Raw genomic sequence first — 26,082 nt, forward strand, 5'->3', positions numbered from 1 at the left:
TTATCGCGCCACTAAATTAGCTGAAAGAAATATTCAAAAACGGATGTTAATCATTCATCTAACGTCATACTTGCCATTTGGTGACATAGTCAAAAGAACCAATTCTAAGTAAACACCGATTGGAGTAGCCAATATTGCAATAAAACAGTAATTGAACTTAGGGCTATACACGCAAAAGTTAATTCTCATATGAAGTAATGAAAACGCGATAGATTTACTGATGAAAGGCATTGTCACGTATGCTCAAGTACAACATAGCGCTTTACACGCCCTAGCGAACCCTTACAATGTGCAGCAAATATATTTATCAAGGTTTATCTCTATGTCTATTCAATGGTTTCCGGGTCAACTGAATTAAAATTCCAAGAACAACCAATAAATACCAAAATCAACACAAAATCAATCATTTAAATAGAGAAACCATCCCAGGACATTCCAGTAAATCCCACTCCAATTCAACATTTTGGTACCCCACCCGGTACCCCACCAGACTAGTTTGCTATACAATGGTCTCTATTTTCTCATCTATGTGATTATGATTATGGCTAAACGGATTACAGATACATCAATAAAAGCGCTCGTTATCAAAGACAAGGAATATACCTACACTGTTGAAGAGGGCTTACAGCTCCGTATTCGACCTAAACGCTCTAGTGCAGGAACTGGAACGAAAGCCTGGCAGTTTAAATATCGTCACCCTGTAACGCGAAAAGTAACCAAAATTTCGATGGGAACCTATCCTTCTTTACGACTGGCAGCCGCCAAATTAGAAGCAGCAGAGTATCGGAAACAAATTGCGGAAGGTTTAGACCCTAAGCGCCTTAAAGAAGATAAGAGAATTGAAGAGCTGCGTAAGCACAACGATAACTTTCTTGCTGTTGCAACGATGTGGTTTGAAAGAAAACGTAAATCTGTTAGCCCCTTTCATGCAGAACGAACCTGGAGAACATTGGAGAAATACGTATTCGACCATTTAGGCGCACTTCCCATAAGTGAGATCAGTCGACGTTATGCTATTGAAACACTGAGACCATTGGAAACCGACGGTAAACTATCAACTATTAAAAGAATTTGCCAAAGTCTAAATCAAATAATGGAATACGCTGTCGCAAGCGACGTCATAGCAGCTAATCCCCTAACAAAAATGATCCATTCGTTTGAGAAACACCAAGTTGAAAACATGCCCACTATACGCCCAGAGCTTTTAGGCGAATTTCTGTCTCGCTTGTCACAGAACGAAAACATCCAAGATAAAACCAAACTACTTCTACTGTGGCAGTTACATACCATCGCTCGCCCAAAAGAGGCGGCCAGAGCGCGCTGGAAGGATATTGATCTTAAAAATAATTGCTGGACTATACCTGCTGAAGAAATGAAGCGTAGGCGTGAACACAAAGTACCTCTAACCGAACAAGCAATAGATATTCTTAAATACATTAGAATTCAAAGTGAAAATAAGGAGTTCATCTTCCCGGGAGAACGAGACCCAAACAGTCATATAAGTATCTATACGGCCAATGCAGCTTTGAAGCGTAGTTTAGGGTTCAAAGATGAACTTGTAGCACATGGATTGAGGTCCATAGCTTCTACCGCGTTACATGAACAAGGGTACGATACGCTTCATATTGAGGCTTGCCTATCACACATGGACAAAAATACGACAAGAGCAAGTTATAACAGATCTGACTTTTTCGAAAAAAGGAAAGTGCTCATGCGCTGGTGGAGTGAGTATATAACGCAAGCGCATAGCAGCGATAGAATAACGTAAATGAGGTGGTTGAAATTTAATAACTCTAGTTAACTTTCGGGAGCACTCTCTATTTTAAAGAGGCCAAAACATAGAGAATAGCTTGAGTGACCCAACAACGTCTGCAGGTAAATTAAGCAACTATATAAGCGAGCTTAGGATGGTTCTGCCATATGGCAACTACTAATCTATGCCCGCAAACACATTTAATGTACGTAAAGAAAATGGGAAACAACTTCCTCTGAAAAACCAAAACTGTTTGAACGCTAGTCCAAAGGACAATAACTTAAGCAAACGAAACTAACGTGGGAAAATAATTCCGCACACCATTTTATTATGCCTTAAGGCTTGAGCGCAATGTTCAATATGCGTCCACACGTCAAATAGCATAGCATTAACAGGACAGAAACTCATGGTAGTACTTCTTGTTTCTTTGGCGAGAAGAGCATACCACTTTCAGCAGTTGGCTGCCTCTTCTACACCTTTTCATGAATGTCGCACTTATTATCTAAATCGGGTATAGAAGCTAGAAGACCAAGTGGATACCAAGAACACCGAACACAAATTATGGTAAAAAGAGACTTTGATTACTACCTATAAGTTACTGCACCGACAACTGCCATATTAAATAAATAATGGGTTGTCTCCAGTAAACAAAGAAAAACCGGCCTAAATTAGAACCTAAGTCTATTGAACACCCCACCAAAAATAAGTTCAATCAGTTAAGTGGAATGAGTCGTAGTCAATTCCACTTCTACTTGATAACCTCGTCAATGCAGAAAATTATATTATTATAACGTCATCTGATTCGCTTTAGACTTAAGTACTTTAATGCGATGGATAATTAACGTTCTCTTTTGTTTGTTTTTTATTTGTATATGACATAATTCAAGCGCAAGACCAAACACCATAGCAAAGTATACATAACCTTTATTAATATGAATTGCTAACCCTTCGGCCATCAACAATCCGCCTAAGAGAACCAAAAACAATAAAGCCAGTGTCTTAAACCCGGGATAACGCACAACCAAATTGTTTATTTTTTCCGCGGTCAAAATCATAAAAACAGCGGAAGTCAAAATAGCAGCTACCATAACAGGTATTTCAGACGTTAAACCAACAGCGGTTATAACTGAATCCATTGAAAAAACGGCATCTACCGCTACGATCTGAAGGAGTACTACAGCCAGTCCAGCCTTGGCACGAGTTGAGTAAGACGATGGTGTATGCTTCAACCATGACCAAAGTTCTTTACCACTTTTAACCAACAAGAATCCACCGCCCATAATCATAATTATATCTCGTCCGGTGAACGTTAAATCGGCTAAACTCAACAAAGGGTGAGTAAGAGACATCACCCAAGAAATAGAAAAGACCAAACCTATTCTGGTTAAAACGGCTAAACCGATCCCCAAATTACGTGCGGTTTTACGCTGCTCTACGGGAAGTCGCTCACACAGAACAGAAATGAAGACAACATTATCGACACCCAAAACGATTTCAAGAATCAGTAAGGTTGTAAATACTACCCAGATTTCGGGTTGTAGAAAGAGTTCTAACATTGTCTTGCCCTCTCAATAAAAGAAGACGATTGAATACAACGGCACCTAAAGGAGTCGTCCATAGAAATAAATTACCTCTTTGTTAACGGTTAAAAATTAATTTCTAATATCTTTTCGTTACGAATAATAGAAACAACCAGTAATAACTCAGCTAAATAATAGCTTATTCACGCACCTCGATTAAGACAATAAAAATCACAACACTTAGTCCAATGAAGACCCAATAGATCGACCTAATGATTTAAATCAACAACTTTGCCACAGAGCTACATAGGGGTCATAGAACCAATACGGCTCTCTTAATCTTAATCGCAGCGTGACAAGCTGTCGTGTAGTAAGTGCCATCACCAGACACCTCAAGGATGCTTCGGTGTGTTTGTTTAAGTAAGTTCGGGAGTGCTTCTCCATCTGTAACCGTCGATAAACTTAGCTTAGCTGCAATAATTTCATGAGTGTTTGTCTAGACTACAATATGAAGCTTTCGCTAAACTCTACGCTTGCCATCCATCCCGTGTTTTTGACTTTCCATTCGTCTTCGCCATAAACCTTAAGGCCAGTTGCATCAATGGTTAGGTGTTGGTATCGCTCCTCTCGTTTTAGTCTTAAATGAGACCTCAACTTGCTTTGTTCGATAAATCCTTGCAGAGATCTCAGTGGCATAGAAAACACTCGTTTCACTAAAAGCGTTGTCGTGATGGCCAAATCACTGTACCGACGTGATCTCCAGCGCTTATTCGGTTTACTTCGCGCCCACCTGATTATCACCTCTTCATCACTCCAAAAAGTCAGAACCGAATGAAGCTATTTATATTGTTGTTATTTGTGTAAGAAAGATAACTGATTTTCATCCTAAACCGACATGAGTAAATTAAATAATTCACAGACACCAATTAAGTCCGTATAATTATAAATACAAAGTCAACATGGGAATTAATGGTATAATGAAAAGCCATATTATTGAAATTCGCCACTTTATTACAGTAGCTCAACTAGGTAGTTTTACGCTTGCGGCCCAAGCTCTCGGTATGACAGGCTCAGCCTTAAGTAAAAGCGTTCTTCGACTAGAGAAGCAACTGGGTACAAAACTACTGCATAGAACGACTCGACGCATCGCATTAACCAATGATGGAGATTCTTATTTTGCAGATTGCCTTAAGGCAATGACGATTTTAGAGGAAGCTGAAAAGCGATTAAACAACCAACAATTACTGCCTTCTGGACGTGTTCGTCTCGACTTACCAGCTGTTCTCGGTAGAAGAGCAATTTTGCCCAAGTTGCTAGAATTAACGTCCAAGTTCGAGCAATTAGATTTATCAATCACCTTTAATGACCGTCCTACTGATTTAGTCAGCGACGGGATTGATCTTGCGATTCGAGTTGGCCACTTAGAAAACTCAGGCGATATTGTTGCGCGTAAAATTGGGGAGCAAAAAAGGGTGATATGCGCTTCACCCTCTTATTTAGCTACTCGAGAGCGTATTACCAAAAAAGAGGATCTCGCCCAACACGATTGCATCGTCGGTTGGCCTATAGGACAAAGGCATAGTTGGTTATTAAAGAATAAAAAAGGTATGAATGAATCGTTTCATATTGATGCCCGCCATGAAATAGCCGATTGCGAAGGTATCTTACAGTCAGCTTTATCTGGCACGGGTTTAGCGCAATTACCTGTCTGGCTAGTTCAAGAGCATATTGAGAAAGGACATTTATCCCCGGTATTGGAAAATATCTCAGGTGAAAGTTCACCAATAAGTGTAATTTGGCTTAAGACACCTTATATTTTACCAAAAATTAGAGTCATCATAGATGAACTCGTGGCTTTAGCGAGCTCTCACCCAAATATTTTCAATGCTTCATTAGACGAATAAACCACTCATTTTTAGTAAGAATAGTTGTACAACGTTATATATTTCTCTATCAAGCCCACTTACTGGTAACCCAAATAAAGTGGGCTCCCAATAGCATCCATAACTATTATCTCTTAAAATCTTATTAGCTGTCGTTTGATAGAGAAGCTGCGATCATTTTTTAATATTAAACAGGATTTTTCAATACAGTAATTTAGAGCCCCACATTCAGGCCTCAATTTTTACGTGTGACAATTTAATAAATGGTTTTCTGTGCTGATAAGAGCTTGGCGGTATAGTCATGCTCTTGATAAATAAAGTTCACTTCATTCGAGCATTGCTATTTATTAATATAACGATAGCTCTACTTTTATGCCTCCCTCTATCTTGACATAGAAGTCTGAACTCGCGCCCAATCTATTTTCTCTTCTCCAATTGGAACTGGGAAAGATCAAAGCCGTCAATTAAGCTTAAGAAGTAACAGTATTAAATGGTATTTCCTTTGTTCTTGAACATCAATCACCGACATTATGGCAGGAGCCTTATTAATATCAACACTTGGACCTGCATTGGCAGTTACAATCATAGTCTCGCCTAAATATTATTTAGCTAAAGAGATTAGTGGAATGAGTAATAATAATCCCATATACTTGAGTAAGTAAGGCTTTAGCTTTATTTTCATATTTTTATCGTGATTAATTTATATTTTCAATCATTAATTATTCAGATTTTCGTGTAGTTCTCTAATCTCAGAAAACAAAGAGACTGTAGTTTCCATACTATCTTGGTTAGTCACTACTGATATTATATCGTTACAAAAATTGTATTTTGACATGATCACGCCGCCCCGATGTGTCGAAAGGTCGTTTTCGATCTTACTATTTGTATCAATTAGCCCCCAATCAGCATTTCGATGACGTTGAAAAATTACCCACAAGTTTGCCCCTATATTTCTATCTAACAAACCATTTATACCATTTGATATAATAACAGTCCCTAAATCAAAATTGGTGGCATTACAAAAATATTGTCCACTTCCCAAAATTAACCCCATAAAATAAAATGTCAAATTATCCGTTATCTCTAGCGCTTTTTAACCATAATTCAACCTCTTTATACAAACTATCAATTGAGTCACAAATAACTGATGACTCGGATGTAACCCCCCAAAACTCGTTACTAAACACACTAATTACTGTAATAAAATACTCAGCAGTAAATATAATATCAAATTTATCCAAAGGTGAATTTAACCCATCCTTATCTCTATTAAGAGTTAATATTTCCTTATCAAAATTCACCCCTAATGCGTATCTATGAAAAATGTCTTTCACACGATCATCACTAATAATTAATGCTAATCTTTTAGCCACACTAGAGTTAAGACCGAGCAAAGTATCATGTTTTTTGGTGCTCTTAACTAAGTTTATACGTTGCTCTTCTACACTTGAACCTCCGTATATTTCAATTTGCCATTTTTTAATCTTCGATATCTCGTCAAATACTGAACTTAGAATAATAGAACTAGATACATACTTCTTCGAAAGAAAAAGTACGTAAGCTGACTCTATCAGTTCACCAACGTAAAAGATTGCCAAATTATACTCTTTACGACTTAAATGCTTCATAACACTAGCCATTATTTCCTAATAATAAACGTTCCAAAAAGATCCCACTAATTAAAAATTTCATATAAAAAAGTCAAACATTTCTTAATGAAAGATTAAAATTATTTATTTCATTAATAGGCATTGGCTTCCCAAAGACAAAACCTTGGAAATTAACCACACCCAAATCTAATAAAAATTTTAGGACTTTTTCATCTTCGATCCCTTCAGCAACTGTTTCAATATTTAACTCTTTATGCGTAAACTCGACAAGCCACTTTAAAACTTTTCTTTTTTTTTCACATTTTAAAATATCATTGGTTAAAAATCTATCCAACTTAATTACATTAATATTCTCAATATTAATTATTCTTTCTAAGGATGTATAATCTCTTCCAAAATCATCAAGAGCTAACCTTATAAAGGGAAATTCTGAGGTCAGGAAATTCATAACTTTATTTACTTTAGAAAAATCGTTTACTCTTGAGCTCTCTAATAATTCAAGATCCAAACTAGCACAATTAAAACCATCAAAAATTTTGTTTTCTGAAATTTTAAAAAATTCAAAAAAGGAAGGGTGTACATTTACACTGATGTTTTTATTTGAGAAACAACTCTCTTTTTTTAGGCTATCTCTTAACAACCTAATAATGAATATATCAAACTCATAGTTATCTTTACACTTTTCAAGTATATCAAGGGGAACATTATAAACCCCATTTTTTTTACAGCGTAACAAAGCCTCATAGCCGTATATGGAGAAAGTACCGTCCTTCTTAGCAGCTACCTTAGGTTGATAAAAAAAGACCAAGTCATTCATTATAATGAATGCACCTCTAAAAAAATTATCATAGTTGTACTTACAATAACCTATTAACTTCTTTGATAGAACTTAAATAAATACAATTCTCTTAGTCCTAACAAGACCTAATTAGAGTTCAAAACTTTATACATAAAAAATGAACGTTTGAAATATTAACTTGCAAAGCCATAAACAACCATTTTGACAACATCGAAAACACTCCACCAAGTAATAAGGTTCCTATTCTAACCAGAGAAGTGGCACAAAGCGTTAACAGCAAGGCTGGTTTATAGATAACGGTAAGTCGCTGATCTAGTCAAGCTGAAGAGAAATAGCAGCTACATTATCAAAGTTTTTCGGTGGCTTGCTGAACAAGATTATCGTCCATTGTGAGCCTAGCAATCGAGACTGCACTAAAAGCAATCCAAACATGATAACCAACGATAGTGAGATAAATTATGAATCGTAAAGTAATTAATTAGGTAAGCTTAGAAAATAAAATTTCGATCAAAAGAATGCCACTCTCCTTTGATCGGGCCATGCCTCCCACATCTGCACTTATGGTGGTTATTTCCTCTAAAAGTAAGAACCACCGGCATAGACGGTGGTTTTAAAAGCCAACAAAAAACTGATGCTATCGTTATACGTTTGTTTAAAATAATCTTGAGAAATCATACTTTGTACAAATAATAATCGACTTCTCATAGAGCAACAATAAATTCTTTAGATACCTTCAATTAACTCTTTAACTGCATGTGCTACGTCATCTTTCCGCATTAAGCTCTCCCCCACTAGAAAACTATTAAAACCTGATTTTCTTAGTCTCAGGCAATCGTCATTAGTAAAAATACCACTTTCACTAACTAACAATTTATTTTTGGGCGTCATTTTTGACAAATGCTCACTAACGTTGAGGTTCACCTCAAAAGTTCTGAGGTTACGGTTGTTTATCCCTAACAGAGGAGACTCTAACAATAATGCTCGCTCCATTTCTTCTTGATTGTGAACTTCAATTAGTACGTCCATCCCAAGTTCAATAGCCAAACCTTCGAAATCTTTAACTTGCGAGTCACTCAAAACGGACATTATTAACAATATACAATCGCTTCCCCAAGCTCTAGATTCATATATCTGATAATAATCAAATATAAAATCTTTTCGCAACACAGGTAACTTGCAGGCTTGGCGCGCATGAGCCAAATAATCTAAAGAGCCTTGAAAACTTGGCGTGTCCGTCAGAACTGATAAGCAAGCAGCACCACCTACTTCGTAACCATCTGCTAATGTTGCCGGATTAAAATCTGACCGAATCAACCCTTTAGACGGACTGGCTTTTTTTATTTCTGCAATTAGACCAAACTTTCCTTGTTGTTCTTTGTTCATTAATGCTTTGACGAACCCACGCGTTGGTGGCTGGTCAAGAGCTATTTCCCTAACCTCTTTTTCTGGACGCGTTAATTTCGCGACCTTAATTTCTTCAAGCTTATAATTTTCTATCTTTTTAAGTATATCCATAATAACGTTTCCTTAATATAATGCATAGTAGTTTCCATATAAAAACCATTTTAACATAAAATCAAATCATCATTAGTTGTCATATGTACCGTAAGATGCTAATAAATATCAATTTAATAAAATAAAAAATAATCAACCAATCCTATTCTACCAATTGTGAATAAAGTTTAGAGTTATATTTACAAAATTTCTAATTCTATTCAGTAAGTTGGAGGGGGGGGCATAAACAGTGGACCGAACCCTACCATATCAGTTAAATCAGACTCTATTGCTATTCTGGCCTGTTCGGAATGATATCGACCAGTAGAAATTATTATTCCTTTATATAAATCTCGAATAGCTATTTTAAACTCTATAGGGATTGCTGGGTCATCACCCGAATCAAATTCATCTATATGAATATAGACAACTCGCGATTTATTGAGAGATTTAACTGCTGATATATAAGTTTTTGCTGTATTTTTATCGACAGCTCCGTTTAGAGGTGCAAATGGAGCCAAGCGACCCCCTACACGGTCTTTTCCTATAGCACTAATAAGAGTATCAACAACCACATTCAAAAAAGCAGGCGATTCTCTGTAAAACCTTCATACTCATAAACGAAGGTATTGCCCTCTGATTCTATGAATTGATGAGCGAAATAGCCATTTTCTACATGTAGTTCGACACCATCAAAGCCAGACGTCATAGCAGTCAAAGCAACTTGTCGATACTTTTCAGCGATGTCGAAAATACTGTTTGTAGTTTCTTTTGGTATTGCTGCCCCGACAAACTCCTGATTACGATTTTTAGTATCAACAAAAACCTTAACACTATCTTTTTTGACTACGGAAGAAGTAATAGATTGTCCACCATCGATATTTTCGGGGTGACCACCGTACCATAATTGAGCGAAAATCACGCCACCACTTTTGTGAACTGAATCAGTGATTTTTTTCCATTCCATAATCTGTTCTTGAGTATCGAGAGCAGAAGGCAACGAATACTCTTGTTCTTTCGGATAAAACAGATTTCCCACAGCGATTATCAATCCCGCAGATGAACGTCGAGAATAATATGTTGCCATCATATCGTTAACGAAGTTTCCGGATTTAGTGGCTTCAGAAAATGCTACAGGTGGCATAACGATACGATTTTTTAAAACAATTGAACCTAAATTAATAGGATGCAATAACACATCAACCATATCAATCCTTTCTTTTAATATCAAAAATTTAAATGCCTATTATTAAATTGACATAAAAAATAATTTTAAATGTACCATTTATATTCCAAGATAATTATAAATTATTTCATAATTATAGTATAAACACAAAGTCCCACCGAGACTCAATCAAAGTATTGAAAACCAGATAAAACCGGGTTAGCTTAACATGGACTTTTATAACTTACATAAACATATAAATATAGATAAATTGATAAAATCAATATTTCCCGACATCAAAAATATAGTTTAACTGAAATTTTTCTAAACAAGAAAAATAGCAGGGGAAAAGATTTAACATCATTATTTTTCTAAATTGATAATCTTAATATTAACTGAAAGTAAATACCTGATTTTATAGTTTATTTGTTAAAATTTTTAGTAGTGGTTCTCACCAAGTCCACAACTGAGCATGTATTTCCACCTACTGTATTCTCAACCATTTTTAAATGATTTCAACATAATGGAGTATCTTCATGAAAACTAACAAGCAGATGTCTTTAACCGGCCGTGTAATATCAGGGATGGTTATAGGCGTCTTGACAGGATTTATAATTCGCACATTTTTTTCCTATAACGAGTTTATTGATTCCTATATTGTAAATGGACTATTCGAAGTCGGGGGGCAAATCTTCGTTGCTAGTTTAAAAATGTTAGTTGTACCACTAGTATTTGTTTCACTCGTTTGTGGTACTAGTTCCTTAAAAGACATATCTACATTAGGAAGAATGGGAGGGAAAACCTTAGTTTTCTATGTAGCAACAACTGCTATCGCGATTACACTCGCACTTACAATGGGCGTATTGTTTGAACCGGGATCCGGTGCCGATCTCACAGCTGCTAGTTCATTTAAATCGGTAGAAGCGCCGTCTTTAGGCCAAGTGATCATCGACATGTTTCCAACTAACCCAATAAGCGCCATGGCTGAGGGTAATACACTGCAAGTTATCGTATTTGCAGTCCTGTTTGGCATAGCCATTAGCATTTCAGGCCAACCTGGCAAACAAATTGCTGAATTATTTTCCAACTTAAATGAAGTAATAATGAAGTTGGTTGCTTTACTGATGAATCTAGCGCCATATGGTGTATTTTTCTTGATGGCAAAACTGTTCAGTGGCTTGGGTATTGGCGCAATACTCAATCTTGCTGAATACTTTTTAGTTCTAGCCGGAACCTTAATTTTACATGGTCTTGTAACGTATGGCTTAATGTTAAAAGGCTTTACAGGTTTGAATCCTGTTTTGTTTCTGCGAAAAATGGAAGATGCGATCATGTTTGCTTTTTCGACAGCATCATCTAATGCCACTATTCCGGTAACAATGGAAACTGCAAAACACCGCATGGGCGTAGCAAACCGAGTATCTTCCTTTACAATACCTTTAGGTGCAACTGTAAACATGGACGGTACTGCAATAATGCAGGGCGTTGCTACTGCATTTATAGCTCAAGCGTTTAATATTGATTTAACAATGGGCGATTATCTAATGGTAATCATGACTGCTACACTAGCATCTATTGGTACAGCCGGCGTTCCTGGTGTTGGGTTGGTCATGTTAGCAATGGTATTAAATCAAGTAGGTTTACCTTTAGAAGGAATAGCGCTAATTATGGGCGTTGACCGCCTTCTGGATATGATTCGTACAGCGGTAAATATTACAGGCGACAGCGCAGTAACAATTATTGTCGCAAAATCTGAAGGAGCATTAGACGAAGCTCGTTTCAATGATCCAACGGCAGGTTTAACTGAACACCCAATACGAAATAACTCCTAAATCATTCCTCGTTCTATTTCCAAAAAAAAAGCCTGGTAATAATATCAGGCTTCTAAAAACTAAGTTTAAATTCAATCTATATAAACGAGTGCATCCTATAAAATAAAACATAACTTCAAACCAATGAAAAATTACATGTTTCATACATAATATAAAAGCCTCTAATATATAGAAGGTCGAGTTTGATATGAATAATAAAAAAATAAAGCTTCGTGATCATAAAAGAGAAATTAGTATTTTCAGGACCAGAATAATTGTTGTATATTCTGGAATAATCTTTCTCACTTTAATCTTAATTGGGAATTTATACAGGCTCCAAGTGATAAATTTTGAACGTTATAAAGCATTAGCTGATGGTAACAGAATAAAATTACTTCCTATTGCTCCTACACGTGGATTAATATATGATCGAAACGGTTCTTTACTTGCCGAAAATAAGATCACATATACTTTGACATTGATTCCAGAGCAAACAGTTGATGTAGAATTGATGCTACAAAGGCTTAGCAAATTCATAGTCCTAGATACAAAAAAAATCAATAACTTCAAACACCGCTTAAACAACAAACGTTCCTTTGAATCGGTGACGCTCTTAGAAAACATGAATGAAACAGAGGTCGCGAAGTTTTCGGTTCGTAAATATCAATTTCCCGGTTTATCTATCGAAGCCAGAAAAAAACGCTTTTATCCTCATGGTGAAGTCCTTACTCATGTGTTAGGTTATGTGGGAAGGATTAACAATAACGAATTGATAAAACTGGATAAAAAAGGTGTAGTGGCTAACTATCAAGCAACTAAAGTGATTGGGAAACTTGGTGTCGAACTATATTATGAACATTTACTTCACGGTAAAAAAGGGTACAGAGAAGTAGAAGTCACGAGCCAAGGCCGCATCGTTAGAACAATTAAATACATACCGGCATTACCAGGTAAAGATATCGTTCTAAACATCGACTTGGAACTACAAAATTACTTATTTCATCAACTAGCTCCGCATACAGGTAGTGCCATCCTACTAGACTCAAAAGACAACAGCGTATTAGCGATGGCATCAGCTCCTAGCTATGACCCAAATCTTTTTGTCGATGGGATATCTAATAAAAACTACCAAAAATTATTAGATGACCCTGCCCGTCCATTGATTAACCGAGCTACATTAGGCGTTTACCCTCCAGCTTCAACAATAAAACCTTTTATGGCCATCGCTGGTTTGCAAGAACGTGTAATTTCTAACAACACGATTCGCGATAATCATGGTGAATGGAAAATCCCGGGATCTGCACCAAACTCGAAAGTGTGGCGAGACTGGAACAGGTGGGGGCACGGTCCAGTAAACGTTACCGAAGCTATAGAAGAATCAGTCAATTCATTCTTTTACCAAACAGCATTTGATTTAGGTATAGACCGAATATCTTCTTGGATGAAACGGTTTGGTTTTGGTGAACCGACAGGAATCGACCTTTATGAAGAAAGTACCGCTAACCTCCCGACTCGAGAATGGAAACTGGATCGTTATCGTATCCCATGGTATCAAGGAGACACTATTCCAGTAGGAATTGGTCAAGGTTACTGGACCTCCACTCCTCTTCAGCTTGCGAAAGCTACATCCATCTTGGTTAATCGTGGCCAGGTTACAGCTCCACATTTACTTAAAGCAACGTTAAACCATGGAGAAAGTTTTAGTACACAAAAGATAATTGTACAGGCACCGATAAGAGTCATGAAGGAAGTGTCAAATAAAGTTTGGGATATTCCACTTAACGCAATGCGTCTGGTAAACCATGGTAGCCGTGGTAGCGCTAGAAATGCTTTCAAGCATGTAGAATATATAAGTGGTGGTAAATCCGGAACTGCACAAGTCTTCAATCTTGCGAAAGGCCAGGTTTATAACTCTAAAAAACTTGCGAGGAGCTTACATGACCAAGCGCTATATACTGCATTTGCACCGTACGAGTACCCACAGTATATCGCAACGGTCGTAATTGAAAATGGTAATGGCGGCTCTAAAGTAGGTGCGCCTTACATAAGAAAGTTATTAGATTTCGCTTTCGACAATCAGAAGAATGATGTTCAATAGATAGTGATAGTGATAGTGATAAGTTGTTAATAGTCTATAGCTGTAGAAATAACGAAAAGCTATTTACTATCTTTCAATATGTATCGATGTTACTTTCTCTTAGTACGAACGTTCCTCCACCGATAAGCAGGGTGGAACAACAAATATTTGAGATTTTTGTACCGACAAGTGTAAATACCCCCTTAGCAGAAATCTGATTTTAGTAGTTAGGGGGCTACATGAATTAGGGCATTAGTTTTTATGACAAAAATAATAGCCCGTATTCAAGTCCTAAGTGCGACACTTCGCCATTTAAGCAGCCATGCAAATTTCTTTGAATATAACCGCAAGTTGCTTAAAACCCAAACACTTCTCCGGCCTATAGTTAATCCTCGCTATAGCAAGCAAGATAACATCATCGCCAACTTCTCTTATGTTTTTCCCTTTCGGAACATACTGACAAAGGAGTCCATTTGTATTTTCATTGGATCCACGCTCCAATGAACCGCATAGATGAGCAAAGTTAAATTCAGCGTCTAATGCTGTTGCTATCTCTTTGTGGTTCGCAAACTCACTACCGTTATCGGCGGTCAGGCAAGAACCTATTCTTGTTATCATGCACATTATTATTCTTAAACACTCAACCGCGATAATGTAAATTCTGAAAATTAAAAATCTATCGAGTGAAACGTTATTGCCCATGTCAATCAAACAACTCTAGAAAAAACTCGACATACTTCGATTATTATAAACCATACAAATATACTTACACCTACTGCGGCAGAAGAAACATCTTTGATTCGACCTATTTTAATATTTTGATTTAATTCAACAAAGTCACATAGTGCTTCTATGGCGGTATTAAACATTTCTGATACTGGACTAATACGGTCGCAATGAATACCAAACTAAAATCTAACCATTGACTGAAATAGAAAAACCCAATCATCAATATGATAAAAAGTGCTAATTTGTAAGCGACGGAAAAATCCATAAGGAAAGCAAGACACCTCTAAGTTCTCTCCTAATTTTTCGAATCGGTTTAAACCTAGAGCCCCCTTATCTAATCTCATATATTCCCTTAAATAAGTTAAATAGATAATAAACCAGCCACTAATTCAAATCTTATTGTTTGATATCAATTAGTTCACCTATTTCGAATTTTTATTATGAAACCAATCATCAAACAGCTTCGGTTAGTCGTTGAGTAACCAGGTACTATACCCAATCAACTTGAAGATGCTGGCTTGAACACCTGAAAATTATCATTTATTCGAGACGTCAAAGAGCTTGCGATCTCTGGAAGAGTCACGGTGCAAAATTCTCGATTGCTTCTCTGAATTCCCGTTTAGTTTTTAAATAAACGTTGTTCCTTGAATATTCGTTCATCACCTTCCAAAGCCGCTCGATTGGATTTAGATTTGGACTATAAGGTGGAAGGTAGTGAAGCTTAATATTCAAGACAAAAGCAGCATTTCTGACTAAATCACTACGATGGTACCCCGCACCATCTAAGATAATGTGGAGCTTGTGTTCCAATGGATAACGTTCTCTAATTTGGCAGAAAAATCGAACGATGCTTTCACTGTTTATGGTCTCGTAATCATTAATAATAGTGCCGCCAATGTCGTTAAGATTCAAAGCACCAATGAGGTTGAGACGACTTCGACTTCCCGTTGTTTCAACGGCTTTATCATGCCCTGTTCGTATCCAACCATGTGATATTTTGGTTGCTTGAGTAGGATGGACGGCATCAATGAATAAAATCGATTCATCTTTACTACAGCTTGCTTTGAGCGCTTCATAAGCCTCAATAAAAGCTTTCTGTTTGGTTTCATCGAATTTATGAGGTACGCCTTTGGGCATCTTGTAGCTGAAACCATTTTGGTGAAGCCACTTGTTCATCCCTGCAACACTATATTGCACTCGATAAACTGTGAAAACATGAGCAACAATCTCACGCGTATGATGATAGGTGTGCACGGTTAGGTGTGTGATTAAACTTTGGGTTTGCTGCTGAGATAGGTAGCTTTTTGAGCCACCGTTTTCAGGCTTGAGCTTGTTCGATAGCGAGTAATCTTTGAGATGCTGTCTAACCGTTGTTTCATGGATAAGTAGTGCATCGGCAATTTCTTCAGGACTCCACCCGTTACTGGCATGAATAACAGCTTTGATACGGTCGCGAACTCGATCATCACGAGTTGTATCATGTTGGTTAATCAGCGTAAGCTTTTGTTCATTGGATAGAGTTATTTTCATGTCACCTAGCATGATCCTCATTTTGGCTAAAATCAAGCATCTTCAATGATCACGGGTATAGATCTTATTAACTCGTACCCAAATTTTACTAATCTAGTTTACCTAAACCTTTTAATCCCATCTAATACGAGTGCGAACAGTGATAACGTAATCAACAAATAAGTTGGTATTTCTTGTACTGTAATAGCGTCACCAATCAATAACCCAACAACAAAAATAAAAGCAGGCTCAACGTAACCAAGCAACCCAAAGACAGAAACTGACAATTTAGAGTAAGCGTACAGATAGCAAAGCATAGGTATTACAGATACGATACCTAAGCCAGCATAATATGCATAATTACCGACAGAAAGAGATAAAGAAAAGTCTAATGGATAGAGCAAGAAAAAACCGAACAAAGCCAATGGCATAAGGAATAGGTGATCTACAGCCAATCCAATATCGGTAGCTAATGGTATTGTTTTTCGGTGCATAAAATAAGCTGGGTAACCCAAAGCTATCACTAGTACCACCCAAGAGATTCCGTCGGATAAAGCATACGTATAAAGCGTACCCGACAGTGCGAGATAACACGCTAGCTTTTGATAAAAAGACAACGTTTCTCGATATACCAATCGACCAATTAAAACCATTACGATTGGCATCGTAAAATAGCCTAATGCAAGAGACAAAGTCTCTCCATTCACAGGCGCCCAAACAAACAACCAGTATTGCGGTGCAACCAAAAGTGCTGAAACACAGTATTTGGGCCACATTTTCCACACCTTTAAAGCTTGCAGTAGTAGGTGAGTTCTTTTGGAGATAAATAATAATAAGCAGAGCAACATTGTACTCCACAGTATACGCTGCACTGCTAACCAATGGCTTTCCCCCCCTGTAATCTCACTTGGGGGCAGTGGTGGTTGAAACTGGACATATACAGGTATGAATGCAAACAAAAATGAACAAAGAATAGATGCTATAATACCTTTGGTTTCTGCTGGCAAGGTTTTAATGTGGCACTTTAATGAAAAATAGAAACACGTCATGATTAATATGGCCTTTTTTACGGCGCTGCGTTCAAGAAAATACTAGTTTTTTAATTTATTGTTTTATTGGATCGTTATCAATCGAACGAACTAAAACATTAAAAATAATTGCCACTTAGAAAATCTAAATAGTCCACGCATGCCAATTCATCTTAATTAAATTAATAAATGAGTGACTGACTGACTGATTCTCACCCATTAAATCTATAGGTATATAAACCATTCACGCAATGCATTGCAAATAAAAAACCAACCTGGCTTATATTTTTTAATACCTTATTTAAATTAGCAATTTTTATTAAAACCAATTTAAAATATCAACACAGAGTTATAAGAAAAATTTTCATTACAAATTTGTCTAGATATTTTTTCGGTTACCACTTTCATTCTCACTCCCATAAAATCATTACTAGTACCCTTACTACCATTTATCTTTTATTTCAAAGAATTGTTTAAAGAGCAGGCATCATAGTTCAAATCTAACCGTCAATTAAGACCACATAGAAATAAACACACAGTCCCCGCGGGACTTAATCATTAATAACAAAGTCAGACAAGTACACCCAACCTAAGCACCTGTTTTATATTGATTTGTTATATTTTAAACTGAAGTACCCTGGTAGAGAAGTGGTACAAAAAAAATTAGATAGTATTTTAATTTTACATAAAAACCGCCTTGCCAAATGGGAGGAAATATGACACATTCCTCAAGGAAAACGGTATATACCATTACAATTCAGCTCCCAATTTTATTACGTAGCGAGATGACTTAACATCATGAAAAATGTTTAAAAAATATCAAACAATAGAAATATCTTTTACATTATACAAAGTAATCAGAGCTCACAATAGATTATCTAGAACAGAAGTTACACTTCCAACTAACAAGAAAAAATGATTAATGATGACTGAAAAAGATGACGCCTTAAAGTTGAATATTTTTTCCTGGTTTTAACTTTAAATTAAGTGAATGATTTATAAAAAGACACTTTTATTTTTTAACTTAATTTTACTTTTAAAAAAATTTACAGTGGCGTTGCGCCTAATACCTATTTTTTAATTAATACACCCCTTCAGCTAGAGTTCACGCTATAAAACCATATATAACAAGGAGCAGAAAATGAAACTACAGCAACTTCGTTACATTAATGAAATAAAAAAAAATGGGTATAACATATCTCTTACATCACATCAGCTATATACGTCTCAGCCCGGTATCAGTAAACAAGTTTCACTTTTAGAGGATGAACTGGGCGTGAAAATTTTTGATCGACAAGGTAAACACTTATCTGGTCCTACAAATGTCGGTAAGGAAATCCTAAACGAAGCCATTAAAATCTTAGAGATTGAGGATAGAATCAAGGCTATTTCATCCGAAGTTACATCCCCAAAAAAAGGGAAACTCAATATCTTTACAACTAACGCCATTGCAAATTTCATACTACCTAAAAGCGTCCGTTACTTACTGACAAGCTACCCAAATGTGTCTCTGCACATGTCGACAATCGAACCAAGTCATCTTAATAATTCCTTGCCGGCTGGACCCGGTGATATTGCGATTGTGGCTCAGGATATTGAAGAGATGACAGGCCTAACGGTACTCCCAGTTTACAAGTGGTCATTGAGCTTAATTATCCCTTCTGAACATCCACTATCAAAGACACACACATTAACCCTTGAACAAATAGCAAAAGAAAAACTCATTAGCTATGAATTAAAATCAACAGGGCGAATCGCTATAGACAATACGTTTTCTCAACTAGGCCTAACCCCAGATTATATTGTCACAGCAATGGATGTAGAGGTAATAAAAGAATATGTCAGTAAAGGGGTCGGTATTGGTATCATAGCGTCAGTTGCTGCCCACTCAATAGATGATTCTTTTACCGTACGCTCATTAGAAGGATTTTTTCCCGATTGTTACGCATGGCTTTGTTTTGGTAAAAACGTGTATTTGCAGACATACATGTATGATTTTATCGAAAAGCTTGCACCACACCTCACAAAAGTAGTGATTGAACAAACCAAGCATATGACTAAGTCGGAAATAATAGATTGGTTTAAGACTGTCCCTCTACATACTTATAAGTAACAACCATTACCCTCTCAAGTCATTAAGAATGTGACACATAACCTCCAACTGTTTATTATATGCAAAAGTTTGCACTACTATCTATTTTTTATGAAATATGTTCGTATTCAAGAAAATCTTAGATACGTTACTTCAACAACGTCTCATACGTTAAATTAGGAGCTCACCATGACTAAAGTTGCCATAATTACAGGATCTAGCCGCGGTATCGGGAAAAAAATTTCTCACTATTTCGCTCAGGAAGGATACTCTTTAATTTTAATGTCCTTGAATAAGCTGAATCTTGAACAGGCAAAAGTAGAAATAAACACACTCTTTCCATCGTGCAACGTAGAAGTAGTGCCTATCGATTTCAACGTCCCGTCCGAGGTAGAAGCAACAATCACATCAATCATCAAAAAAAATAAAAACATTGAGGTCATGGTCAATAGCGCTGGTATTTTGGCAGCAGGCAACACTAAACTACCTTTAGTCAAACTTTCTGAATTAATGAATGTAAACCTACTGTCTACCATCACTGCTTGTAATATCGTTGCAGAACAAATGAAAAAACAAAGGTTTGGAGAAATATATAACATCGGTTCCACTGCAGGTTTGACGCCAGTCCCCAAAATAGCCGCTTATGCAGCTTCAAAAGCGGCCATTGTCAGTTATAGCGAGTCGCTCTATCATGAGCTTCTCCCATTTGGTGTAAAAGTTTGTTGTTTATGCCCAAGTGTCGTAAACACAGACATGACTAACGATGGTCGAATTGATAATAAATTAAAAATTGAAACTCAAGATTTAACAAAAGCACTCGATTTTATTCGAAGCTTATCTTCTGCGGCAGCCGTAAGCACACTCTCCATACGCTGTCGTATCATAGACTTAGAGTAATAAAGAACGTTCAGAGAAACTCTAACACCTTTAATACCATACTTAACATCACTGTAGTGGTCTATAACGGCCATCGTTCGACTATAAAAAGTTAGAGTAACCTGGGAGGTCTACACCAATATTCCTAGACACTGAATTAAGTGATCACTAACGACTTAAACAACGACGTCTAAGGAAACTAGAATCCTTAAATTAAAAGGAGATGCAACAAAACTAGCAGAGAAAGTGAGAAGGGCTGTGGCAACAAGACAGCTTTATTTACATGAATATCAAATCGACGCTTGGTGAAAGAATTCGAAGGAAGACTCTAAACTAATCAGCAAGAGCGAGGAGCTAGCAGCAGATGCTGCCAAGCTCAAACGGCAGCTAATCGAATGGGCAGAAGAACTAGAAACTGGACAAAGAGCCACCACCATCCTCGAAAAACTCTAAAGTAAGGTATCGATTAATGCGGGGGTCTCTCCTACTGGAGCAGATTAAAACCAATAGCTTCTAAATGACTGACCTATGAAATAGGCCAATCATCATACTTATATTTACTCATCACGTATTGATGATTACATGAAGTTAGACTGATAGTAACGAGTTACTCGACCACATATTTTTATTAAGCGGAAAAGCCACCGTCGATCATCAAATCAGCACCAGTGATGTAACCCGCTTCTGAGCTAGCGACGAATGCTACTAAGCTAGCAATCTCCTCCACTTGACCATAACGACCAAGTGCACCGATAGCTTTTACAGGCTCTGAAGTATCGCCATTGTCTGGGTTTAAGTCAGTATCGACCGGACCAGGTAAAATGTTGTTGACCGTAATACCTCTAGGGCCGAGATCGCGAGAGAGACCTTTGGCCAATCCGGTTAGTGCAGACTTGCTCATTCCATATATAGAACCGCCAGCAAAAGGAATACGCTGAGCATTAGTACTACTGATATTAATTATTCTGCCATGATTATTCATATGCTTCGAGGCTTCATGAATAGCTACAAATACACTTCGTACGTTAGTATTGATGGTCTTGTCCCAATCATCCATCGTCAAATTTTCTATATTATCCCAGATAAGCGTACCTGAATTGTTTACGACAACATCAATCTTACCAAGTTGCTTGATGGTTTCACTGATTGCATTTCTGATATCTTCCGGCTTCGTGCTATCCGCTTTTATCGCGATAACTTTACCACCTTTTGAAATTAAGCTATCAGCAAGGTCTTTTGCTTTACCCTGGGATGACACAAACGTAAAAGCAACAGACGCGCCCTCTAAAGCCAATCTCTCAACAATCGCAGCACCAATACCGCGACTGCCGCCTTGGATAAATGCAACCTTACCTTTAAATCTATTTAAGTTGTTCATTATGTTTGCCTTAATTAAAAGTAGTCAATGTGAATCATCTTTTTAATGTCTGCATCATAACCGATTAAATCTCAATTATTAAGTCCTTAAAGTTAAAATCAAAAAGTCCCTACAGGAACTAATTGTAAATACAAAGTCAGCTTATAGAAGTTTGTCACTTGGTTATCGTAGCGAAGTTAAGCAATTTTGCCCAAGTTACTAGAATTAACATCCAAGTTCGAGTCATTCGATTTATCGCTCACCTTTAATCGTCGCCCTACTGATTTTATCAGTAACGGGGTGCTCCTGTGACTCGAGCTAGCTACTTAGATAAGAGCATTAGGAAAGGAGCGATCATTTTTATCTAGATAAAAACGCCTTACATTCTACCTAAAATAAGAGTAAATCAGATATTTTAGGTGTCATTGTTTTTAGTTAGATCAACGATATTGAGGCCACTATCAAACTTTGATAGTGGCCTCAATCATCATAAAACCTACATACTAGCTAACAATATTTACATTTGTCTTAGGTATCGCGCAGCAAGCTAGGGCCATTCCTTTCGCCTTATCACTGTCTTCAATTCCTGGGGCATCCGGCTGGTAAACCTCTCCTGATTTCACCGTGACTTTGCAGGCGCCGCAGAAACCAGCTCTGCAGTTATTCGAAATGGAAAGCCCTGCAGCTTCAGCTTGCTCCAGAACGGTGCGCTGGTTGCTTCCTTCAAATACGACTCCATCAAGGTTGATTTGGACCATCTTATGGCTCTCGTCGATCACTCTTGCAACACCAAATGTCTCTTGGTGGTACTGTTCTTCAGGCAGCCCACTCTCTATCATCAAGTGCTTTACACTCTCCATGAAACCACCAGGACCACATACAAAAACTTGTCGTTTGTGAAACTCTGAAATTTGATTTAAATGAGTACGACTAAAATGCCCCTTTTCGCCAAGCCAATCAGTTGATGGCTCGCTAAGGGCTAGAGTCACAGTGACATTGACGTGTTGTTTTTCTAGCATAAGGAGCTCTTCCATGAATGGAATATCCGCTTCAGTCAAACATTGATGATAAAATGCAATATCACGAGTGTCCCGTTGGTCAGTCAAGTACCGAAGTATGGAGATCATGGGTGTCACACCGCTACCGGCAGAAAGCAGCAACAGCGGCTCATTCGATTCGTTGGCAATATGGAAAGTGCCTTTGGGTTGATCCGCAATAATGGTATTGCCAACTTGTAAGTGGTTGAATAACCAATTGGAGACTTCACCACCATTGACCCGCTTCACTGAAATAGACAAACGCTCTGGCCGAGAGGGGCTAGATGACAGCGTATACATTCGTTTGGTCAGTTTGCCATTAATCATGAGCTCAATAGGAAGATGTTGCCCCGCTTTATACTCAGGCACCATGCCGCTTTTGGGCTCAAACCAAAATGTCTCGAAACTTCTTGCCACTGATTCTCTTTCAACGCAAATCAACTCTTGTTTTTTGGCATCGAGATCTTCATAAAACTCCTTGGATTTATACTCAAGTACTTCGATAGCATCATTGATGGAGACAACACCTTCGTTTTTCGCTACAAGGTTTTGCCCGAAAAATATTTTGCCTTGCTCGTTGGCTCTAAAGCGCGAAAAGGTCGTCAATGGCTCTTTACTGTTCCTAAACTCTCCATTTTCCAGATCAAGTGTCGTTAAAATGCACCGCTCACACGGCTCTACAATTTCAAATTCGACATCACCTATTTTGATACGCTTCCATGAGTCTTCGATAAAAGGTTCGTCTGATTGCACCACCAGGTTGGTACGAAACTGTTCCATGGTGTGAACTTCGCTGCTGCGTCTATTTAGCTCCGCTAATGAGCCAGAGCTAATAAGCAAAACAGGAAATCCGTCGGCAAAGCTCACATTATGACCAAGATTTTCTTTCACACGCTTAGATTGCTCGCCAGTAAACAGTAACTCAACTCGCTTCCCAATTACTTGGCTAAACCAGTCATTCGCTTCATCGGTTGTTGTGTAGGCTGAAAAGCTGTCCCTCCAAACACTGGCATCTGTCGCCTGCATTTTGAAGGTAGAGTAGTGTAATTTTAGTGCCGCCAGCCCAGGGTAAGAAAAAATGACACCGGTTGGCATTAGACTAGAACTCACCTTCACCATATTTGGATACTGGCGCGCCGTCACCATGGTTGGGTATTTAGCCGAGGCGGAGACATCATCACCAGTTAACGCCAACATAAAGCGACGATCAAAAACAAGGCCTTGCTTTTCGACCCATGAAGAAGAGAGAGAAAGCCCGCCAATGGATTTGACTGGATAGATATTAACTTGGGAAAGTACGGTAGGATTTACCACAATGTCACCCTTTATTATTGTGTTGACTTATTGAACCGAAAGGAACTGTTTTAACGACCTAACAAGGCAGATGGTTTATCTTGTCGCTACGAAGATTACCTCGCGGACTTAAGCATGAAGCGCATCGAAACCAACGCATTCAATACCATTTTTTCTTAGCCAGAGAGAAAACTCATCGCTGGTTAAAATCTTCCACTCTTCAACACGAGCATGAGCATAGCTAGAGATTTCCTCTAGCTCTTCAGTTAGCGTCCTTGCTGGGTGGCACATTAATTCAATCGTACTGTTAGGCATGCTGTCTTGATAAGCCAGCAATACTGCTTTGAGGTATTCAATATTGACACCTTCAGCATGAAAGCCCATATCAAACGCATCTGGGGTAGGAACCGACAGTAAACTTTGACCCTGTATAAAGCTATCAATACGCCTAACTGGAAGACCTATTTCATTCGCTGCCTGCGTGAAACCTATCTTAAGAGGACGGTAGGCACCAGCAAAATGGTGGCTATCGATATGATTAATATTAAATCCCGCGTCTAAAGCCGCTTGATATTGCGCCATACACTCTCTAAAGACTTCATCAGAAGACACATCAGATTTATTAAACAGGGCCTTTCTATCAAAAAAATGACCATTCTCGTCAACCAGTGTTGGAATTAATTTAGGGGACGATATTGATTTACCTGATGTCACTGTAAAATGCAGTCCAACTTCATGAATAAGACCACGCTGATAGAGTTGTGACGCGTGAGATACACCAGGTTGGTTCATCATTATGGTGGTCGATTTTACGGTCCCGGCGCGAAAACAATCAGCGATACCCAAGTTTACAGATTCCGTCAGACCGAAATCATCAGCGTTTAATATAAGTTTCATCGTATCTTGTCCAATTTATAAATAATCAATTCTTGTAACGTATCTATAAGACCCGACGTCTATTTTAAACATCTCACACAACAACTTTGCGTTTGTTGATTGAGTAAAATTTAACACTTCGCCCATGACCCATTACAAAAATTACTCTATAATAGCTAAAAGCTTCTGACAAACGAACAAAACTTCAATATAAATTAACTAGAGTAATGCATGAACTTAGTGACCAATCAACAACAACAGCTTTCTCTTCTTCATACTTTTAGCGTTGCAGCGCGCCACTTGAGTTTTACCCAAGCAGCAGAGGAGCTCTTTATTACTCAAAGCGGAGTCAGTCAGAGAATAAAAAAACTGGAAATACAGCTTCAATTCAATCTGTTTATTCGAAAGACCCGAAAGCTAGAGCTCACCCCAGAGGGGCAAAGAGTTCTGAGTGTTTTAAACTCATCATTTGAGTCCATATTTTCCACCCTCTCTGACATTCAAACCGGAGAGCTGACTGGTAGCTTACATATAGCCACATCACCTTATTTCGCCTCTGCTTGGCTGATCCCGAGACTCCCCTCACTTCGTCAGCAATACCCACACTTAAGCATCAAGCTGCAAACCAAACAAAACCAATCTGATTTTGAATTTGAGCCATACGATGTAGCTATTTTTTATAGTAAAGGAGAATACCCAAATCACTACAGTGAGCGTTTATTTTCTGGAAAGAGAACACCTGTGTGCAGTGCTGACTACGCCGAGGAGCATTGTCTTAACAATGGAATCAATACTCTATCAGACGTTAATTTTATCCATAGAGGGGATACAAGTGCGTGGCAGTATTGGTTAGATGAGATAAGTGTAGGCATCGACTGCGAAAAGCGATGTGATTTCTATAGTGATAACAGACTGGCGATGGAAGCAGCGGAATTATCACTCGGTGTGTTTCTTGCTCGATTAGAATTTGCGCTGCCTTTAATTCAAGCGGGTAAGTTAGTCGCGCCATTTCCACATATTGAATCAGGAAAAGGCTACGATTTGGTTTGCCCTAAAGGAATGGAAACCAGAGCGAAGTTCCAAGCGTTTTCTCGCTGGGTACATTCTGAGATAGACAACGGATAAAGAGTTCTCGTTATATTGCTACATAACCGAGTACAAATTATAAGCAGT

General features: G+C 37.8%; 17 protein-coding genes and 3 pseudogenes. 7 read left to right on the plus strand and 13 right to left on the minus strand.

Going from position 1 to position 26,082, the window contains the following annotated elements; all coding sequences use genetic code 11:
* Positions 1-541: 541 nt before the first annotated feature.
* The gene (locus OCV56_RS18035; RefSeq protein ID WP_086714117.1) at positions 542-1,768 is read left to right on the plus strand and encodes a tyrosine-type recombinase/integrase; all 1,227 of its coding nucleotides are present in this window, start codon (positions 542-544) and stop codon (positions 1,766-1,768) included.
* A 770-nt stretch (positions 1,769-2,538) separates the two neighbouring features.
* On the opposite strand, the gene OCV56_RS18040 is transcribed toward OCV56_RS18035, so the two are convergent.
* Both OCV56_RS18040 and OCV56_RS18045 read right to left on the minus strand, forming a co-directional pair.
* Complete coding sequence (locus OCV56_RS18040) at positions 2,539-3,309, minus strand: TerC family protein (protein WP_086714118.1); 771 nt, start codon at positions 3,307-3,309, stop codon at positions 2,539-2,541.
* Between the two features lie 280 nt (positions 3,310-3,589).
* A pseudogene (locus OCV56_RS18045) lies at positions 3,590-4,098 on the minus strand (transposase); the annotation flags it as partial.
* Positions 4,099-4,250: 152 nt separating this feature from the next.
* On the opposite strand from OCV56_RS18045, the gene OCV56_RS18050 reads away from it, so the two are divergent.
* On the plus strand, positions 4,251-5,177 hold the full coding sequence (locus OCV56_RS18050; RefSeq protein WP_228761174.1) for a LysR family transcriptional regulator: 927 nt from the start codon (positions 4,251-4,253) through the stop codon (positions 5,175-5,177).
* A gap of 1,049 nt (positions 5,178-6,226) precedes the next feature.
* Here OCV56_RS18050 and OCV56_RS18055 read toward each other — a convergent pair.
* The 4 genes and pseudogenes from OCV56_RS18055 to OCV56_RS26155 form a co-directional block, all read right to left on the minus strand.
* Complete coding sequence (locus OCV56_RS18055; protein WP_086714128.1) at positions 6,227-6,784, minus strand: AbiV family abortive infection protein; 558 nt, start codon at positions 6,782-6,784, stop codon at positions 6,227-6,229.
* A 73-nt stretch (positions 6,785-6,857) separates the two neighbouring features.
* Positions 6,858-7,583: an EAL domain-containing protein gene (locus OCV56_RS18060; protein WP_086714120.1), complete on the minus strand. Its 726-nt coding sequence runs from the start codon at positions 7,581-7,583 to the stop codon at positions 6,858-6,860.
* 705 nt (positions 7,584-8,288) lie between these two features.
* Positions 8,289-9,080, minus strand: a complete 792-nt coding sequence (gene trpC, locus OCV56_RS18065) for an indole-3-glycerol phosphate synthase TrpC (RefSeq protein ID WP_086714121.1) — start codon at positions 9,078-9,080, stop codon at positions 8,289-8,291.
* Between the two features lie 200 nt (positions 9,081-9,280).
* Positions 9,281-10,266, minus strand: a pseudogene (locus tag OCV56_RS26155) (oxidoreductase).
* 494 nt (positions 10,267-10,760) lie between these two features.
* Between OCV56_RS26155 and OCV56_RS18080 the strand changes: the two are divergent.
* Both OCV56_RS18080 and mrdA read left to right on the plus strand, forming a co-directional pair.
* The gene (locus OCV56_RS18080; protein WP_086714200.1) at positions 10,761-12,056 is read left to right on the plus strand and encodes a dicarboxylate/amino acid:cation symporter; all 1,296 of its coding nucleotides are present in this window, start codon (positions 10,761-10,763) and stop codon (positions 12,054-12,056) included.
* Positions 12,057-12,243: 187 nt separating this feature from the next.
* Positions 12,244-14,133, plus strand: coding sequence for a penicillin-binding protein 2 (gene mrdA / locus OCV56_RS18085; RefSeq protein WP_086714199.1), 1,890 nt, complete (start codon positions 12,244-12,246; stop codon positions 14,131-14,133).
* Positions 14,134-14,424: 291 nt separating this feature from the next.
* On the opposite strand, the gene OCV56_RS18090 is transcribed toward mrdA, so the two are convergent.
* The 4 genes and pseudogenes from OCV56_RS18090 to rarD all read right to left on the minus strand — a co-directional run bounded on the left by OCV56_RS18090 (position 14,425) and on the right by rarD (position 17,399).
* Positions 14,425-14,730, minus strand: coding sequence for an IS30 family transposase (locus OCV56_RS18090; RefSeq protein WP_158094629.1), 306 nt, complete (start codon positions 14,728-14,730; stop codon positions 14,425-14,427).
* An 89-nt stretch (positions 14,731-14,819) separates the two neighbouring features.
* Entirely contained in the window at positions 14,820-14,981 is a 162-nt protein-coding gene (locus OCV56_RS26160; protein WP_206192964.1) for a diacylglycerol kinase, read from the minus strand.
* 359 nt (positions 14,982-15,340) lie between these two features.
* Positions 15,341-16,371: pseudogene (locus OCV56_RS18095) on the minus strand (IS630 family transposase).
* Between the two features lie 98 nt (positions 16,372-16,469).
* The gene (gene rarD / locus OCV56_RS18100; protein ID WP_086714197.1) at positions 16,470-17,399 is read right to left on the minus strand and encodes an EamA family transporter RarD; all 930 of its coding nucleotides are present in this window, start codon (positions 17,397-17,399) and stop codon (positions 16,470-16,472) included.
* A 1,120-nt stretch (positions 17,400-18,519) separates the two neighbouring features.
* Between rarD and OCV56_RS18105 the strand changes: the two genes are divergently transcribed.
* Together OCV56_RS18105 and OCV56_RS18110 are read left to right on the plus strand one after the other, a co-directional pair.
* A complete protein-coding gene (locus tag OCV56_RS18105) occupies positions 18,520-19,491 on the plus strand; it encodes a LysR substrate-binding domain-containing protein (protein WP_086714196.1) in 972 nt (323 codons plus the stop codon).
* A 168-nt stretch (positions 19,492-19,659) separates the two neighbouring features.
* On the plus strand, positions 19,660-20,367 hold the full coding sequence (locus OCV56_RS18110; protein ID WP_086714195.1) for an SDR family NAD(P)-dependent oxidoreductase: 708 nt from the start codon (positions 19,660-19,662) through the stop codon (positions 20,365-20,367).
* Between the two features lie 607 nt (positions 20,368-20,974).
* Here the strand turns inward: OCV56_RS18110 and OCV56_RS18115 are convergent.
* The 3 genes from OCV56_RS18115 to OCV56_RS18125 all read right to left on the minus strand — a co-directional run bounded on the left by OCV56_RS18115 (position 20,975) and on the right by OCV56_RS18125 (position 24,930).
* A complete protein-coding gene (locus OCV56_RS18115; RefSeq protein WP_086714194.1) occupies positions 20,975-21,724 on the minus strand; it encodes a 3-oxoacyl-ACP reductase family protein in 750 nt (249 codons plus the stop codon).
* Positions 21,725-22,206: 482 nt separating this feature from the next.
* The gene (locus OCV56_RS18120) at positions 22,207-24,054 is read right to left on the minus strand and encodes a hybrid-cluster NAD(P)-dependent oxidoreductase (RefSeq protein WP_086714193.1); all 1,848 of its coding nucleotides are present in this window, start codon (positions 24,052-24,054) and stop codon (positions 22,207-22,209) included.
* A gap of 108 nt (positions 24,055-24,162) precedes the next feature.
* Complete coding sequence (locus tag OCV56_RS18125) at positions 24,163-24,930, minus strand: carbohydrate deacetylase (RefSeq protein WP_086714192.1); 768 nt, start codon at positions 24,928-24,930, stop codon at positions 24,163-24,165.
* A gap of 210 nt (positions 24,931-25,140) precedes the next feature.
* Between OCV56_RS18125 and OCV56_RS18130 the strand changes: the two genes are divergently transcribed.
* Positions 25,141-26,034, plus strand: a complete 894-nt coding sequence (locus OCV56_RS18130) for a LysR substrate-binding domain-containing protein (protein WP_086714191.1) — start codon at positions 25,141-25,143, stop codon at positions 26,032-26,034.
* Positions 26,035-26,082 lie beyond the last annotated feature (48 nt).

Source organism: Vibrio gigantis, assembly GCF_024347515.1.
Taxonomy (GTDB): Bacteria; Pseudomonadota; Gammaproteobacteria; order Enterobacterales; family Vibrionaceae; genus Vibrio; species Vibrio gigantis.